This is a genomic window from Duncaniella sp., from assembly GCF_029054785.1.
In the GTDB taxonomy this organism is placed as follows: Bacteria; Bacteroidota; Bacteroidia; order Bacteroidales; family Muribaculaceae; genus Duncaniella.
In genome coordinates, this window is sequence record NZ_JAIDEN010000022.1 from 25,235 (window position 1) to 42,037 (window position 16,803).

The 16,803-nt window shown below is 48.8% G+C and carries 14 protein-coding genes and 1 other RNA gene; 13 read left to right on the forward strand and 2 right to left on the reverse strand.

Going from position 1 to position 16,803, the window contains the following annotated elements:
* The first annotated feature begins 16 nt into the window (after positions 1-16).
* The 12 genes from K2H17_RS00855 (at position 17) to K2H17_RS00910 (ending at position 12,106) form a co-directional block, all read left to right on the forward strand.
* Positions 17-1,012: a hypothetical protein gene (locus tag K2H17_RS00855; protein WP_300130270.1), complete on the forward strand. Its 996-nt coding sequence runs from the start codon at positions 17-19 to the stop codon at positions 1,010-1,012.
* A 10-nt stretch (positions 1,013-1,022) separates the two neighbouring features.
* Positions 1,023-2,009, forward strand: a complete 987-nt coding sequence (locus tag K2H17_RS00860; protein ID WP_300130272.1) for a VWA domain-containing protein — start codon at positions 1,023-1,025, stop codon at positions 2,007-2,009.
* 18 nt (positions 2,010-2,027) lie between these two features.
* A complete protein-coding gene (locus K2H17_RS00865) occupies positions 2,028-3,092 on the forward strand; it encodes a VWA domain-containing protein (RefSeq protein ID WP_300130274.1) in 1,065 nt (354 codons plus the stop codon).
* Positions 3,089-3,874: a tetratricopeptide repeat protein gene (locus K2H17_RS00870; protein ID WP_300130276.1), complete on the forward strand. Its 786-nt coding sequence runs from the start codon at positions 3,089-3,091 to the stop codon at positions 3,872-3,874. Before K2H17_RS00865 ends, K2H17_RS00870 begins: the two co-directional genes overlap by 4 nt.
* A gap of 23 nt (positions 3,875-3,897) precedes the next feature.
* Positions 3,898-5,697 (forward strand): BatD family protein, encoded by a 1,800-nt coding sequence (locus tag K2H17_RS00875; RefSeq protein ID WP_300130278.1) that lies wholly within the window; start codon positions 3,898-3,900, stop codon positions 5,695-5,697.
* The gene (locus K2H17_RS00880) at positions 5,694-6,476 is read left to right on the forward strand and encodes a tetratricopeptide repeat protein (protein WP_300130280.1); all 783 of its coding nucleotides are present in this window, start codon (positions 5,694-5,696) and stop codon (positions 6,474-6,476) included. The genes K2H17_RS00875 and K2H17_RS00880 overlap by 4 nt, the downstream gene beginning before the upstream one ends.
* Before the next feature lie 219 nt (positions 6,477-6,695).
* Positions 6,696-6,956, forward strand: a complete 261-nt coding sequence (locus K2H17_RS00885) for a DNA-binding protein (protein WP_300130283.1) — start codon at positions 6,696-6,698, stop codon at positions 6,954-6,956.
* 148 nt (positions 6,957-7,104) lie between these two features.
* On the forward strand, positions 7,105-8,241 hold the full coding sequence (locus K2H17_RS00890) for a universal stress protein (RefSeq protein ID WP_300130285.1): 1,137 nt from the start codon (positions 7,105-7,107) through the stop codon (positions 8,239-8,241).
* A gap of 164 nt (positions 8,242-8,405) precedes the next feature.
* Entirely contained in the window at positions 8,406-9,572 is a 1,167-nt protein-coding gene (locus K2H17_RS00895; protein WP_300130287.1) for an AIR synthase related protein, read from the forward strand.
* Between the two features lie 194 nt (positions 9,573-9,766).
* Positions 9,767-11,056 carry a transglycosylase SLT domain-containing protein gene (locus K2H17_RS00900; RefSeq protein ID WP_300130290.1) on the forward strand — a complete coding sequence of 430 codons (1,290 nt, stop codon included), beginning with the start codon at positions 9,767-9,769 and terminating at the stop codon, positions 11,054-11,056.
* Between the two features lie 85 nt (positions 11,057-11,141).
* The gene (locus K2H17_RS00905) at positions 11,142-11,690 is read left to right on the forward strand and encodes a DUF3332 domain-containing protein (protein ID WP_300130293.1); all 549 of its coding nucleotides are present in this window, start codon (positions 11,142-11,144) and stop codon (positions 11,688-11,690) included.
* 14 nt (positions 11,691-11,704) lie between these two features.
* Positions 11,705-12,106, forward strand: a complete 402-nt coding sequence (locus K2H17_RS00910; RefSeq protein WP_300130295.1) for a VanZ family protein — start codon at positions 11,705-11,707, stop codon at positions 12,104-12,106.
* Here the strand turns inward: K2H17_RS00910 and priA are convergent.
* The gene (priA, locus tag K2H17_RS00915; RefSeq protein ID WP_300130299.1) at positions 12,068-14,539 is read right to left on the reverse strand and encodes a primosomal protein N'; all 2,472 of its coding nucleotides are present in this window, start codon (positions 14,537-14,539) and stop codon (positions 12,068-12,070) included. The two genes, K2H17_RS00910 and priA, sit on opposite strands and share 39 nt — an antisense overlap.
* Positions 14,540-14,625: 86 nt before the next feature.
* Between priA and rnpB the strand changes: the two genes are divergently transcribed.
* Positions 14,626-15,095, forward strand: an RNA gene (gene rnpB, locus K2H17_RS00920) — RNase P RNA component class A.
* 96 nt (positions 15,096-15,191) lie between these two features.
* Here rnpB and K2H17_RS00925 read toward each other — a convergent pair.
* Positions 15,192-16,796, reverse strand: coding sequence for a rhamnogalacturonan acetylesterase (locus K2H17_RS00925; RefSeq protein WP_363319919.1), 1,605 nt, complete (start codon positions 16,794-16,796; stop codon positions 15,192-15,194).
* Positions 16,797-16,803 lie beyond the last annotated feature (7 nt).

Below are 16,803 nucleotides of genomic sequence, written 5' to 3' on the forward strand. Positions count from 1 at the left end.
TAATTGACCGCTGAACATGAATATCTTTCGACATATCCGTTCCGTCTTGCTGACTTTCGTGCTGCTCACATCATCAATGTCAGCGTTTGCAGGAGTTCCAAGTCTCAAAGTCAGCCTTGACTCGGCTTTTCTCCTGATGGGACGCACAACGCCCCTCCATATCGAGCTAATCACGGACGACAACACCGACGGGCAATTGATTATCCCGAAAGACTCCCTTTGCGACAAGGTTGAAATCCTCAAATATCTCAATGCCGACACCACCGGGCACGGAAGCGGACGTCGGGAAATCCGGCAGGACATCGTCTTGCAGTCTTTTGACTCCGGAGTTTATCGGCTGAAACCGATTCTTTATGTCGCGAACGGAGAAACAATCGCATCAAACAGACTTGTGCTTAAGGTTTTCCCGGTTGATGTCGATTCACTGGAGACAATCCATGACTATGCTGACGTAGCGGATGTTGACCGCAGTTTCATTGACTATCTGCCGGACTTTATAGTCGATTACGGTCTGTGGATCCTCGCAGTCATCATTGTCCTTGCCATAGGAGGTTTTGTCTTCTACATGATGAAAAAGAAGAAAAATCCCTTTGCCGCACCTGCGCCCAAGCCCGTCCCGCCTTATGAAAAGGCCATTGACGAGCTTTCACGCCTGCGCGCTGAAAAGCTCTGCGAACAAGGCAAAGAGAAAGAATTCTATACCCGTCTTACTGACATTCTCCGTATTTATCTCAACGGACGTTTCGGCATCAATGCAATGGAGATGACATCAACTCAGATCCGCCGTGTGCTGGAGGCTAACGAAGAAACACGCCTGTCGAAAGAGAATATGGAACGTGTGCTTGAGACTGCAGACTTTGTGAAGTTCGCCAAGGTCCGTCCTCTGCCTGACGACAATGTCAGGGCATTCAATTCCGCCATGCAGTTCGTAGAGGACACCAAACCTCGCCCTGTAATCCCTGAGACAGACGAAAAACAGGAAACGCCCAAAGAAGAATCTACTAAAAATTAGACTTTAATATATGTTATTGGCTCATCCCGAATATCTATGGCTGTTTTTGCTCTTCATACCGTTGATTATATGGTATGTGTTCAAACAGCGTGGTCTCCATGCCTCAATGGAGGTCTCGACCGTCTCGTCATTCGGCCGCGTAGGTAGATCAAAACTCGCCGCCATGCGCCACCTGCTGTTCGCACTTCAACTCGGCGCCATCGGTTGTGTCATAGTTGTCCTTTCCAGGCCTCAGACCCGCGATTCCTGGAATACGTCAAGTGTGGAAGGTACGGACATCGTTCTCGCAATGGACATATCCACCAGTATGCTCGCGCGTGACTTCAAGCCCGACCGCTTCGAGGCCGCCAAAGATGTCGCTGCCAAATTCGTAGCCGGCAGAGAGGGCGACAATATCGGCGTGGTCATCTTTGCCGCTGAAAGTTTTACCGCGATCCCGATGACAACAGACCGCTCAATGATCGCCAACTATATCGGAGACATCAAAATGGGTATGCTTCAGGACGGCACAGCTATCGGTGACGGTCTGGCGACATCAATCAACCGAATCAAAGAAGGCAAAGCAAAGTCAAAAAGCATCATACTTCTGACTGACGGTTCTAACAACACCGGCAATGTCGCACCTCTGACCGCCGCCGAGATCGCCAAACAGTTAGGCATCAAAGTCTACACTATCGGCATCGGAACCAACGGCACAGCCCCATATCCGCAGGAAAACATGTTCGGCCGTATCGAGTATGTAAACCTCCCGGTGGTTATTGACGAAGCTACCCTTCGAAGCATAGCCGAAACAACCGGCGGAAAATACTTCCGTGCCACAGGCAACAACGTACTGAAAGAGATATTCGCTGAAATTGATCAGCTGGAAAAAACAAAGATGGATTTGAGGAACTTTACAAGCACCGAAGACGACTATCTGCCCTGGGCAATCGCAGCCCTAAGCCTTTTCGGTCTTGCAGTGTTATTAAGATACACCGTGTTCCGGACCATTCCATAAGAAATACAACTTGGAAATATGATTTCGTTCGCCTATCCACATCTGCTATACCTACTACTGCTGCTTCCCTTAGTGGCAGGTCTGTTCTTATGGAGCCGCATGAGCCGCAGGCGCAAGATGAACCGTTATGGCAAGCCCGAAGTGATAGCCCATCTGATGCCTGAGGTGTCAAAATATATGCCTTGGGTGAAAATGAGTCTCTCACTTCTGATTATCGCCGTGCTGGTGATAATGATTTCCCGTCCCCGCGCCATCGGAGGCCGTGATGATGATGCGTCAGAGACGACATCGTCCCGCGGAATCGAGGTGATGGTCTGTCTTGACGTCTCAAACTCGATGCTTGCATCCATAACGGACAGCGACAACGGACTCAGCCGTCTGCAAAGAGCAAAACATATTCTTGAGAAACTTATCGACAAGATGTCAAACGACAAAGTCGGTCTGATTGTCTTTGCAGGCGATGCCTATACACAGCTTCCGATCACGTCAGACTACATTTCTGCCAAGATGTTTCTCAACGGCATCACTCCTGACATTGTCCCGACCCAGGGAACAGCTATCGGCACCGCGCTTGAAATGGCAATGAACTCTTTCACCCCTACCGATGACATGGGCAAAGCAATCATCGTCATCACCGACGGTGAAAACTTCGAAGACAATGCTGTCGATGCGGCAAAGCGTGCAGCCGATGCAGGAATTCAGGTTGATGTCATTGGTCTCGGAACAGCCAAGGGTGCAAGAATTCCGCTTGGCAACGGCCACTACATGATCAATCCCATGACCGGAGAAGAGGTTGTGACACGCCATGACGAAGCCACAGCCTCCCAGATAGCTTCCGCAGGTAAAGGTATCTACGTCAACGGCGCCTCAAACTCAGCCATTTCAGCCATTGACGACAAGATGAACGAGTTGACTCAGGGCGAATTCGAACGCAAGTCTTTTTCACCCCAAAGCGAGCAATTCCCCATTGTTGCGGCAATCGCCCTCATTTTGCTCCTGATTGACTCTGTCACAGTCACCCGCAAAATATCATGGCTCAAGAAGTACCGATTCTTCACAAAAGAGGAAGGAGGAAACAAATGAAACGATTCTTATTATTTACATTACTCATATCGGCGCTCTCATCCGCTAATGCCCAGTCCGGCACCACACGCAGCGAGAGAAACTACATCGTAGATGGCAACAAACTCTACCATGAAGAGCGTTATGCCGAAGCTGAAGTAGCATATCGCAAGGCATTGCAGGAAAACGCCATGAACGAGATTGCCCAGTTCAACCTTGCGGCCTCTTTGCTGCGTCAAGGCTCGGCTTCCGGTGAGACTCAGAAAGAAGCGACAACCATCCTTCAAAATCTCACCCGTGACGCCGAAAACATCTCGATCGCAGAGAAAGCCTTTTACAATCTTGGAAATATCGCCTTCAATGCTCAGGACTATGCCAAAAGCATAGAGTTGTACAAGAACACTCTTCGTAAAAATCCTGACAATGATCAGGCTCGTGAAAATCTGCGCATCGCACAAAAACGCTTGCAGGAACAGCAACAGAACCAGGATCAGAACAAAGATCAGAATAAGGATCAGGACAAAAAAGATCAGAACAAGGATCAGCAGCAGAATCAAAACAATCAAAATCAGGACCAGAATAAGGACCAGAATAAGGATCAGGATCAACAGCAGCAACAGCAAAACCAGGATCAGCAGAAGCAGAATCAGCAACAGCAGCAACAAAGCGGCATCAGCCAGCAGAATGCTGAAAAGATTCTGAAAGCGATGGAGAACGAAGAAAACGCCACCCGCGCCCGCATCAATGCTGAGAAAAAGAAAACCGGCGCTCCATCACGCCGCCCTGTCACTAATCCATGGTAATTTATAAATTCAGATCTTAAGGAATGAAACGCTTTTCACTATTTATACTGTTAGGGACCTTTCTTATCTGCCAGAATTTGTTCGCGCAGGTGAGCTTTTCGGTCCAGCCCCCGACACGGGTCTATGAAGGAGACCGTTTCCCAATCACGTTCAAGCTCAACAACGCTGATGGCTCGGATCTGAACGTCTCTCAGATCAATGGCTGTACCCTACTCTACGGACCGTCTACCTCACAGCGCCAGAGCTATCAGGTTGTCGGCGGTCGGGCCACATCTTCGTCATCCATAGAATACACCTACTATTATAAAGCCGGAAAAGCTGGCCAATATACCATTCCAGCAGCTTCTGTGATGGCTGACGGCAAGCGCTACACGACCAAGGCTGTCACTTTCACAGTTCACGAGAGCGCCGACCGAAACACTCCGGCATCACAGCGTCCGGTCGATGTGGATGATGTCGATACTCAGGCGGCAGGCCGTCGTGTCAACAGCGATGATGTCTTTGTACGGATCATCCTTTCAAAATCATCCGCTTATGAGCAGGAAGCCATCGCATGTACGATAAAGCTCTATACAAAGTACAGTATTTCATCATTCATGCCGACCAAGCAGCCATCTTTTGACGGGTGTCTTATTCAGGAACTTGATGTGCAGCCCTCTCTCAACGAGATGGAGACCTACAAAGGCCAGAATTACATGACAGCAGTCCTGAAACGCTGTATAATCTTCCCTCAGAAAAGCGGCAAACTGACAATCAATTCCGGCAACTACGATATTTCCGTTGTGCAGTATGACAATGTCAACATGGGAATGTTCCAGGTCCGCCAGCCGCGGGAAGCGAAAATAAAAGTCAGCTCCAACACCGGCACACTCAATATTCTGCCTCTGCCGCAACCACAGCCGGAAGGATTCACCGGTGCGGTTGGCACATTCAGCATTGACAGCCGTCTGGTAGGAAACTCATTCCGCACAAACGATCCGGCTACTCTCATCTACACTATAACCGGTACCGGAAACATCAAATATGTCAAAGAGCCTGTCATTGATTTCCCGTCAGAGTTTGAGCAGTACACCCCCAAAAGCGACATTCAGGCCGAGGCTAATGGCAATGATGTCACAGGTACGATGACTATCGAATACACATTTGTCCCGCAAAGCGTCGGAGACTTCTCGATCGGCAGCGACAAATTCGTTTATTTCAATCCGCAGACTAAGCAATACGTGACCCTGACCACTCCGACCTACTCAATCAAGGTAGCGAAAGGCGTGTCTGCGCCCGTGTCGTCAGAGCAGAAAGATGTCGAAAATAAAAATTCAGACATACGTCATATCTACCTTGGTGATAAAAAACCGCAGTCTGTCCACAAACCGGTTGTAACAGAAAGCTGGTATTGGCTGATGTATGCCGGATTTTTGGCTCTGACCGTAGGTCTTGTAGCTGTCAACCGCCGTCAGGCCCGACTTTCAGCCGATGTCATCGGTCGCCGTACCGCCAAGGCAAGCAAGGTTGCCAAGAAGAGACTCAAGGCTGCGGAGGCATTCATGAGAGCCGGAAACAGCGAAAAGTTCTACGAAGAAATGCTTCGGGCTATCTGGGGCTATCTGTCCGACAAACTTTCAATGCCAGTCTCTCAGCTCTCACGCGAGAACATCTCCTCTACCCTTGCATCAAAAGGATACTCCGAGGAGAGCACCAACGGGCTTGTTGAAGTCCTTGACGACTGCGAAATGGCTCGTTACACACCGGACAGCTCAAGCCGCATGGACAATGTATATGAGAGAGGCGTAAACGTCATTAATAACCTTGAAAATTGCAAACGATGAGAAAAATAATATCCCTGCTGACAGCGATCTGCTTTTGCTCTGTTATTTCAGCTCAGACTACCGAGATTTTACAGCAAGCGGATTCAGCCTACACGGCTGACAATTTTCAAGAAGCCGCAGCCGCCTATCAGCATGTCATCAACACAGAAGGCACTTCAGCTGAAATCCTGTACAATCTGGGCAATAGCTACTACCGTATGGGAGAATTAGGCAAATCAATCCTCGCATACGAACGCGCCTTACGGCTTGATCCGACATTCGAAGACGCCCGCAACAATCTGGAATTCGTCAATAGCAAAATAGCGGACCGTCCGGGCGAACGCGGATCGTTTGTCGGCAATGCTCTTGATGCCGTTGCCAACTCAGCTAAATCCAACACCTGGGCTTGGCTCGCATTTGCCTGCTTCATTCTCACCCTGAGCGGAGTCGCTGCTTATATCTTCTCAAATCTTGTGGCAGTAAGAAAAGCAGGATTCTTCGGCGGCATTGTCACACTGATCGCCTGTGGCGCCTTCATTTATCTGGCCTTCCGATCGGCATCCATCGCCCTGGCCGATGATGTAGCAATTGTAACCGCCCCATCGACAATTCTGAGCACATCGCCACGCATCCCGAAAGACAGAAACCAGGAAGCCATGCTGCTTCATGAGGGAACCAGAGTCCAGATTCTGGATTCAGTCCGGTCGACCACAGACTCGGTTAATGCCCTTTGGTATGACGTACAGGTCGACAATGCTCACAGAGCATGGATCAACGCCTCTGCGGTCGAAAAAATATAGTTCAGGTCCAAGAACGGATTGACTTATTTCTTGAAATACATTAAGTTAAAATTGCACATAAAAGTTCACTCGAAAAAGGTGTTTTTAAACATAGAAAATTTTTAGCAATTTTATTTGTCCGATTAGAAATTAAAACTTAATTTAGTGACGTGGAACTCCAAATACCACTGAATAACTAAAATTAAATTAAGTACTAACCCCCAAACACCCATAAGTATCATGACTAAGACTATCTCGTTCAACGACCTTCGCCGCATCAAAGACAGTTTGCCTGATGGTTCAATCCGTCAGATCGCTGACAAGCTTAATGTCACTCCGCAGACAGTAAGAAATTATTTTGGCGGCACCAATTACGAGTTCGGTAAAAATTGTGGCGTTCATATTGAACCTGGTCCCAATGGCGGCATAGTAGTCCTCGACGATACCACCATATATGATATGGCCGTGGAAATAATCCAATGCCAGAATAAAGAAGACTAAGTAATCTATAAATTGCATAAAAACATTCTCAGAAGGGTAAAAAGTCTGTTATCCCAAAGGCTTTTTGCCCTTTTATTTGTTTTTATGACTGAAAGAGAGCAAAATCTCATGTCAATCTCCCCGTTTTAAAAACTAACAAATAATGCTTATGCCGGAGGATCGTCTGATAACAATTGCCATACACACTTATGAAAAGGCACATGAACTTAAAAATATTCTCGAAGGTGAAGGAGTGAAAGTCACATTGCAGAATGTCAATCTCACGACACCTGTCGTTTCATCAGGGATCAGAGTGCGGATCAATGAAAGTGATCTCCCTCTGGCTCTCCGGGTGATTGAAAACATTGAGATCTTCGCGCCGTCGGCACTTAAAGAATGTCCTGACGGCTGCGCGGAGATACTTGTCCCGATCGACTTTTCCAACTCTTCACGTCAGGCCTGTTTCATGGCATTCAAAATAGCTGCGGCCCATAAAGCACGGATCAGACTGCTTCACACATATATTGATCCGATGCTTGTCAACAGCGCGTCACTTCAGCTTTCCGACTCGATGACTTTCGACTCGTCAGCCGAAGCTGCCATGGATATTCAGGAAGAAATGGAACTGAACAAGATCGGGAACCGACAGATGAAGGAATTCGAGACCTTGTTGCGGGAAAAGATGAAAGACGGGGTGCTACCGCCTGTCGTATTCACCTCTGAGGTCAACGAAGGTTTACCGGAAGAGGTAATCACAGATTATGCCTCGACCCATCATCCTATGCTGATCGTCATGGGGACACGCGGCGCCAACAAACAGTCCAGAGATATGCTCGGAAGTGTGACAGCGGAAGTTCTCGATTCCTGTCGGTCCAGCATCTTCACCGTCCCTGAAATTCTGCGGTTCAAATCTGCATCCGATATTCATGAAGTGGTTTACTTTGCCTCTTCGCGTCAGCAGGACATCCTGGCTCTTGATGCGCTTTACCGGCTCTTCCCCGAACAGTCGCTCTCGGTAACACTGGCTTCCATCCCGTCAAAGAAAAAACCAGCCGGTGATTCCGATGCCTTGAACAATCTCAAGGAATACTGCCTGAAAAACTATCCGGCATACACCTTCAAAGCGCTTCAGATGTCGCATTCCAACGAAATTGAGGAATTCAGAGTCCTTGACAGCGAGAACAAAATAGAGCTTATAGTGGTCCCTACTCCTCACAAAAACATCTTTGCAAGGCTGTTCAGCCCGACCCTGGCCCACAAATTGCTCTTCCATTCCGACATCCCCATGCTGTCGATCCCTGTCTGACTCTATAATTGCCTAAATCAAGTCTTTGCAGTATGCTGAAAAGGCTGATTGTGCATAGAAATACAAAAAGGCTCGGTGTTTAGATAAAAATTTTGTAATTTTGTAAAAATATTAGCCAAACAAGTTTTACCTCACGTTTGTTAAACTACCATCTACGAGAAATTATGAGTGATCAGCGCTATAATCTCCGCGGTGTATCCGCCTCAAAGGAGGATGTGCACAACGCAATCAAGAATGTCGACAAAGGCATATTCCCTCACGCATTTTGTAAGATCATCCCTGATATTTTAGGAGGCGATCCGGAATGGTGCAACATCATGCACGCCGATGGAGCTGGAACCAAATCGTCATTGGCCTATGCCTACTGGCGCGAAACCGGAGATCTTTCCGTCTGGAAAGGCATTGCTCAGGACGCACTTGTAATGAATATCGACGACCTTCTCTGTGTCGGCGCAACTGACAATATCCTCGTATCCTCAACCATCGGCAGAAACAAAAATCTCATTCCCGGCGATGTCATTTCAGCCATTATCAACGGCACTGAAGAACTTCTGGCCACACTCAGGGAAATGGGTGTTGGAATCCATTCCACCGGAGGAGAGACTGCCGATGTCGGCGACCTTGTGAGAACCATAATTGTAGACTCGACTGTCACTTGCCGTATGCGCCGTGCAGATGTCATTGACAATGCCAATATCAAGGCTGGTGACGTTATTGTCGGACTCGCATCATTCGGACAGGCCAAATACGAAACCCGCTACAACGGAGGCATGGGCAGCAACGGTCTGACTTCCGCCCGTCATGATGTTTTCGCGAAATATCTTGCCGAGAAATATCCTGAGACATTTGACGCCGATGTTCCTGAGGATCTGGTATATTCAGGATCAAAGAAACTTACAGACCCCGTTGCCGGAACTCCGCTTACCGCCGGAGAGCTGGTTCTGTCACCCACCCGCACCTATGCACCTGTCATCAAGAAACTTCTCAGCGACATGCGTCCTGAGATCGACGGCATGGTCCACTGCACAGGTGGCGCTCAGACCAAGGTGCTGCATTTTGTCGAAAACAAGCATGTCATCAAAGACAACATGTTCCCGATACCCCCACTCTTCGATCTTATCCAGAAGGAGAGCGGAACACCCTGGAGCGAGATGTACAAAGTATTCAATATGGGACACCGTATGGAAATCTATGTGCGTCCGGAAGCCGCAGACAAAGTCATGGCTATCGCAGAAGAATTCGGCATCGAGTCCCGAATTATCGGCCATGTGGAAGACGCTCCGGCCAACAAGCTGACAATAAAGACTTCTGCCGGCATATTTGAGTATTGATCCGATTCGGATCTTCCGGCCTGCCATCTCTTTCATTGAGAACTATGCGCAAATATAATAACTGATCCTACCTCCTTTTAACTGACGCATATCTTATGAAGAATGGTTTGAAATTATTATCTATCACAGCATTTACGCTCTGTTTCGCCATGTTTTACAGCTGTGGGCGAAACAGAGCGTCAAATGGGAATGACATGCCGGACGGCTCTCACAAGTTCCCCGACACGTTAAGAGTGGTCACCTTATACAGTCCTGAAGCGTATTTCATCTACAAAGGGCAGGAAATGGGTTATGACTATGAGCTTGTCACATCAATGGCCGTTGACAAGGAGATCGCTCTGAAAATGGAGATAGCCCCCTCTCTTTCTCGTGCTGTCGAGATGCTTGATTCAGGGCTGGTGGATCTGATAGCTTATGAAGTCCCGGTCACAGCGGAATACAAAAACAAAGTGGTTGCCTGCGGACCGGAAACTGTAACCACGCAGGTTCTTGTACAACCGAAAAAGGATGAAGTCGAAATCATCAGCGACGTAACCGATCTTGTCGGAAAAGATGTCTATGTCGAAGCCGACTCGAAATACGAAGCCCGCATCCGCAACCTGAATGACGAACTCGGAGGAGGAATAAACATCCACACAGTCAACCGCGACACCATGATCACCGAAGATCTGATCGCAATGGTCAGCGAAGGCTCCATCCCATTGACTGTCGTTGACAGCGACATAGCCAGGATCAATAAGACATATTACAATGATCTTGACATTACTCTGCCGCTGAGTTTCGAACAGCGTTCAGCCTGGGCTGTCGCACCGGATAAAGCCTGGTTGGGCGACAGCATAAACGCATGGCTCAACAGCGACAAACCGCGTCAGGAACAGGCAATGCTGCTCAAACGATATTTCGAGATGAGCAAAAACGATCCGGGCGGACGTTATGCGTTCAACGGCAGCAATGTCTCCCCGTTTGACCATTTGTTCAAGCAATACGCGGCAGACTATGGCTGGGACTGGAAGTTACTGGCATCTCAGGCCTATGTGGAAAGCAAATTTGACTCGACCGCCGTTTCCTGGGCCGGAGCAAGAGGACTGATGCAAATCATGCCGCGCACGGCAAAAGGATATGGAGAGACAGCCAAAAGCGTAATGCAGAATGATGTTGCCATCGAAACCGCACTGAAGCTATTGCGGGATCTTGACAAGCAGCTGGCATCCAAAGTGCCTGATGAAAAAGAGCGCAAGAAATTCGTCATTGCCGCTTATAACTCCGGAATCGCGCATGTCTATGACGCTATAAATCTTGCAAAAAAATACGGTCTCAATTCTCAGAAGTGGGACAACAATGTTGCAAAAGCAATCCTTTGGAAATCAAATCCGAAATATTACAAGGATCCGGTTGTAAAATATGGATATTCCCGTGGACGTGAAACATTTGACTATGTCAATCGCGTCTACAAATTCTACAACAAGGCCCGGATAAAAGCTTAGACATCGCACTCAGGGCTAAAAAATCAGTAAATTAAGCCCTCTAAAAAGAATTAACATTCACCTTCAACTATAATTTTTACTTCTGATGAAAAAACGCTATTTACCTGTTGCAATCGCAATTGCTCTCACCGGCTCGATGCTCTCAACTTCATGTATCGGCAGTTTTGCACTGACAAACAAACTCCTGTCATGGAATAAGCAGGTCGGCAACAAATTCGTAAATGAACTTGTGTTTTTCGCATTTTGGGTTATCCCTGTTTACGAAGTATCCTGCCTGGCTGACGTTCTCGTCCTCAACTCCATTGAATTCTGGAGCGGTGACAATCCTGTGGCTGCCGGCAAAAAAGTGATCGACGGAAAAGACGGCCGCTACATAGTGGAATGTGATGGCAAAGGCTATACAATCACATCGGAGAATGACAAATCTGTCGTGCGCCTCGATTTCGACAAAGATGATCAGACATGGAGCGTCGCAGTACCCGGTGGTGAAAGCTATGAACTCATGACATTCATTGACGAATCACACGTGGCAATGCCTGCGCCGGATGGAAGCCGCAGCATCGTCGAACTGTCGGACAACGGTCTGATGGCCTATCGTGAGATGGTCAATGCCGGACTGATGGCTGCACGATAAACCGGTTTCAACAGATGAAGATACCTCGTTTTATCCCATCCTATCAGCTGACTTCAGCTGTGGCGGTAATAATATTGTATCTCACCCTCCTTCCCAAGCCTTTTGGGGAGGAGGAACTTCCTTTATTTCCGGGTGCCGACAAACTCGCACACTGCTGTATGTTCGGAGGTCTGGCTCTCACCTATATTTTCGAGCGTAATCTCATGAAGAAAAAGCTCAACGTCAGGCAGGCGTTGGGCGCATGTCTTGTTGTCACACTCTTTGGAATCGCGGTTGAATTTGTCCAAAGCGCAATGGCTGTCGGCCGCAGCGGTGATATGGCCGACGGGCTTGCCGATGCAATCGGTGCATTCGGGGCCTTCCCTCTTTGCTATGCCTTACATTGGATCGACGTCGTAGTAAAGAAGCGCTCCTGACAGCATACGGTTGTTGGTCATCTCAATCCTTATATCATTCAAAAGACTTTTCACTTTCGAGATTGAGGCCTGAGTCTCGATCTTAAGCATTATCCTCCGGATATACAAAGTCTGGATCCGGGATACATAAGGCTCGTCAGGACCACTGACACGATTGCCGAGCAGAGTCCTCAGACGCGAGGCAAACTCAAATGCGATTGTAGAAACGGCAGTGGGATCCTTGTGCTTTATGTAGACATAGATTATCCTGACAAAGGGCGGATAGTTATACTGTTCCCTTTCGCTGATTTCCCTCTTGTAATGGCCTTCGTAATCATGGCGGACAAGATAGTCAAACAGCGGATGTGACGGATTATAGGTCTGAATAGCCACTACTCCATTATCACTTTTGCGACCGGCTCGTCCGGCTACCTGCTCGATCATGTTGAACGCGCGTTCCGACGACCGGAAATCCGGGAAATTGACAATGCTGTCGGCATTGATCACACCGACAACGCTCACACGCCCGAAATCCAGCCCCTTTGTCACCATCTGTGTCCCGACCAATATCTGGGACTTCCCTTTCGAGAAATTGTCAATTATATTTTCATAGCCATCCTTGCTGCGGGTTGTGTCAAGATCCATGCGCGCGATGGACGCTGTCGGAAACAGCGAGTCAATCTCTTCCTCGACACGCTCGCTTCCATAGCCGAGCACTTCGATTCCAGGCTCCTTGCATGCCGGACAAACATCCGGAACACTGTATGGGGTACCGCAATAATGACATATCAGCTTATCGGAATGGCGATGGTAAGTAAGCGAGACATCACACTTCTCGCATTTCGGCACATAGCCGCAGAGTTTACAACGGGCAATCGGCGCATAGCCTCTGCGGTTTATAAACAGAATTGACTGTTCGCCCCTTTGCAGCGACTCATTGACCAAACGGCGTGTAAGCATCGAAAATGCGCCATCGACCTCTCCCCTTTTCCTGGCGGCGGCCATATCGACTATCTGCATCTGCGGAAGTTTCAGCCCTTCGTAGCGTTCTTTAAGCTCAACCAGGCCAAAGCGCCCGTTCAAAGCCTTGTAATATGTATCAATTGCAGGTGTGGCACTACCCAAAAGCGTCTTGGCGCCGTGCATTGACGCCAAGACAATCGCAGCATCGCGCCCGTTGTATCTCGGAGCCGGATCCTGCTGCTTGTAGGCACTCTCATGCTCCTCGTCAACAATGACAAGTCCGAGCGAAGCAAAAGGCAGAAAAACCGCCGAACGGGCACCGATCACCACACATGGCTCGGATGTCGCAAGCAGCTTTTTCCAGATGTCAACACGGTCATTGTCCGAGAACTTGGAATGATAGATCACCACCTTTTCACCGAACACCTTCTGAAGTCGGCGTGTCAGCTGGGTTGTCAACGCGATCTCAGGCACAAGATACAACGCCTGACGTCCGTTTTTCAACACATAATCTATGAGATGAATATAGATCTCGGTCTTACCGCTTGAGGTGACTCCATGAAGGAGAGTTATATCTTTTTCAAACCAGGACTTATGAATCCGGTCAAGAGCTGCCGACTGTGGATCACTCAGCACAGGCAACTCTCCTGAGACAAGCCCGGAATAAGAAAAACGGCTGATCTCTTTCTTATAGACCTCCACAATCCCCTTTTTCGCCATTGCGGCAATCACAGCAGTAGTGACACCGGACCGCTCCAGCAATTCCGCACGCGTCACCTCGATCAATTCTGTCGTATCCTTGCGCATGAATGCCGAAAGCTCCAGCAGAGCCAGCAGAGCCTTTTCCTGCATACCGCCGGAACGCACGGAATCAAATGCCGCATGCAAAGCCGCATTATCACCCTTTTCAGCCGTGAGCCTGACATAAGTCTCTTTTTTTGAACGGTAACGTTCAACCAGATTTTCGGAAATCTGCACAGCCCCTTTTTCGAGCAGAGAGTTTATGATCGGGCCTATGTTCGCAAACCCGGTTTTCTTCCCGATCAGATCAAGCGGCTGCTTTTTGTCACACCCAAGAATATAGTTCATCACAACGACTTCACGGGTGTTAAGCCTTTGGTCAGGCCGCTCCTCATAGTCCGGATCCGGAGATATGAAAGTCTCGCTTTCAATCTTAAGTCCTGCCGGCATAGCAGCTCTCATCACCTCTCCGGGAGTGCAGAGATAATAATCAGCCATCCAGGTCCACAATTTCAACTGAGGATGGCGCACCACCGGTTGCCGGTCCACGACAAGAGCGATATCCTTCACTTCATATCCCTGTGGAGCGATCGGCGTCAAGGCCACAACAATTCCGGTATAGAATTTCTTCCGGCCGAAAGAAACGATGACCCGACACCCGATTTTTACATCGGCCACCAGATCCTCAGGGACACTGTAAGTAAAGGTCCCGACAATCGGGACAGGAAGAAGAACCTCAGCAAAAGTCATGGCAATAATCGGTTTTATCTGTAAAAATACTATAAATTACCGGCACAGACAAAGATTTCATGAAATTTATTCGTAACTTTGTCGCGGTAGCAGGACGCTTGTGTCGCTTGCCGATGGAGTTGATCTCCGGAGCGGCAAGAGGAAAGTCCGGGCAACACAGAGCACCATACTCTCTAACAGTGAGCTGTCGGTGACGGCAGAGTAGCGTGACAGAAAATAACAGCCGACACGAATTCCGCTCTTTGTGAACGGATTGTATCGGCAATGGTGAAAAGGTGGAGTAAGAGCCCACCGGGTGTCATGGCGACATGGCACGCCGCACGTCTTATGGGTTGCAAGGCCATGTATACCGGCGTGTGACAGAATGCTCCCTCAAGGGAGTGGTCACAATGGGCTGCTCGTCCATATGCCGGGGGGTAGGCTGCTGGAGTGCCGAAGCGATGCGAGGCACCGATTAGATAAATGACACGGGCGCCGCGGCAACCTTCCGGATCTTCGGATCCAAAGTGTAGAAGTCCCGCGGTGACATAACCCGGCTTATAGTCCTGCTACCTTTTTTATTTGACCCAATTATGTAAGCCGTATAGAAAACTTGCCGGCAAGATCGCATTGGATCTTGCCGGCAAGTCTGTTATTTTGGATAGCGGATCCTCTATTTGTTCCCGACATCCAGCATTGAGTTTACCACACGTGCAACCTCCTCGGCATTGAGCCGCGCACCGGATAAAGAAAAATGCGAATGATCGTTCTTGAAATAGCTATTGACTGATTTCAGCCCGTCATAATCAGCAATGTGCTGCAATTTCTGTCCGACGATTGAATTCAGATCAATGAACGTGACTCCGGTCTGCTCTGAAACCTGCGCGGTCCATAAACCGAAGGATTTCTTATTGCTTTCGATCAGACCATTGTCAAACTTGTTGCGCGGTGTATGGCTTATGACAACAGGCACAGCACCCTTTTCCCTGGCATCCATTATGAATTTCCTGAGATACCAGCCATAGGTATAGACCACTTTGTATTGTCCGGTGCTCTTCATTTTGAAAACCTTGCTTTCGCCTCCGGTTCCGGGAAGTTCCGCTCTTTCCTTACCTGTGTTGACTGGCCCGGCATCATTATGACCGAACTGGATCAAAACGATGTCACCCGGCTGAAGCGCGTTGTAAATACGGTCCCAATGTCCCTCATCCAAAAAGAGACGGGCACTACGCCCCGGCACTGCATAATTTTCAACAGAAGCACGAGCCGGATCAATATACTCCTGAAGCACACTGCCCCAACCCCACATTGAATTTTCATCAGAATCTTCATTTTTGACAGTACTGTCTCCAATGGTGAATACGACCGGGCGGCGAGGTTTGCGGGTATGACCGGTGACAGTGTCATAGGCAAGCGGTTTAAGGAAGGATGACAAACGACATTTTTTCAGCGATCTCAATCCTTCGGCGGCAGACTCGGCATTGACTTTTGCGCCAAACTCGCTTGTATGTATCCGGTCAAGATAAAACATCGTTTTCACTTTGTCCTTGCCGAAACGTTCGAATTTCGCAGCCGAGATCTCGTTGATATCAATAAACGGCACCTCCATTTCTTTGGCAATCCTGCGCGCCCAAAGCCCGAAGGTCTCCGACACTCGTTCAATGACAGTGCTGTCAGCATCAGCCCATGCGTTTCTGGGTGTCAGAGAAAGCAGAACCGGGTTGGCACCTTTAGCCTTTGCATCACGGATAAAGCGGCGCATGTACTCACCATAGGTATATACAACACGATGTTCTCCGGTTTCTTTGATCACGACATGGAGTGTATCCTTGCCGGTTCCGGGGATTGAGGCTCTTGCACGTCCGCTGTCGTAAGGGCCATTGTCATTATGACCAAGTTCGATCATGACCCAATCTCCCTTGCGGATACCGGCAAGGACATCGGGCCAAAGGCGTTCATAAAATGTACGGCTGCTTGTGCCTCCAAGAGCATGGTTTTCAACCGTGATCCTGTCTTCATCGAAATAATCCGGGAAGAAGCGGCCCCATCCCCATTGTCCGTTATTGCCGTTACCAAGTGTACCGGTGCGCATGGTCGAGTTGCCAACGAGAAACAAGACCGGATTGTCACCTTTACGTGACGATCCGGGCGCAGGACGTGAAAAACGCACCTTGTTGAGACTGTCGAGCGTATTGTCAACAACAAGATTCCTGTCTTCCATCGGTGCTGCAACGGCTTTGCTTTGAGCTGATGCTCCGAGCGCCGACAAGCCCGCCAATGTAATC

Coding starts and splice junctions, on each gene's coding strand:
- K2H17_RS00855 (WP_300130270.1), top strand. CDS start 17: ATGAATATCTTTCGACATATCCGTTCCGTCTTGCTGACTTTCGTGCTG.
- K2H17_RS00860 (WP_300130272.1), top strand. CDS start 1,023: ATGTTATTGGCTCATCCCGAATATCTATGGCTGTTTTTGCTCTTCATA.
- K2H17_RS00865 (WP_300130274.1), top strand. CDS start 2,028: ATGATTTCGTTCGCCTATCCACATCTGCTATACCTACTACTGCTGCTT.
- K2H17_RS00870 (WP_300130276.1), top strand. CDS start 3,089: ATGAAACGATTCTTATTATTTACATTACTCATATCGGCGCTCTCATCC.
- K2H17_RS00875 (WP_300130278.1), top strand. CDS start 3,898: ATGAAACGCTTTTCACTATTTATACTGTTAGGGACCTTTCTTATCTGC.
- K2H17_RS00880 (WP_300130280.1), top strand. CDS start 5,694: ATGAGAAAAATAATATCCCTGCTGACAGCGATCTGCTTTTGCTCTGTT.
- K2H17_RS00885 (WP_300130283.1), top strand. CDS start 6,696: ATGACTAAGACTATCTCGTTCAACGACCTTCGCCGCATCAAAGACAGT.
- K2H17_RS00890 (WP_300130285.1), top strand. CDS start 7,105: ATGCCGGAGGATCGTCTGATAACAATTGCCATACACACTTATGAAAAG.
- K2H17_RS00895 (WP_300130287.1), top strand. CDS start 8,406: ATGAGTGATCAGCGCTATAATCTCCGCGGTGTATCCGCCTCAAAGGAG.
- K2H17_RS00900 (WP_300130290.1), top strand. CDS start 9,767: ATGCCGGACGGCTCTCACAAGTTCCCCGACACGTTAAGAGTGGTCACC.
- K2H17_RS00905 (WP_300130293.1), top strand. CDS start 11,142: ATGAAAAAACGCTATTTACCTGTTGCAATCGCAATTGCTCTCACCGGC.
- K2H17_RS00910 (WP_300130295.1), top strand. CDS start 11,705: ATGAAGATACCTCGTTTTATCCCATCCTATCAGCTGACTTCAGCTGTG.
- priA (WP_300130299.1), bottom strand. CDS start 14,539: ATGACTTTTGCTGAGGTTCTTCTTCCTGTCCCGATTGTCGGGACCTTT.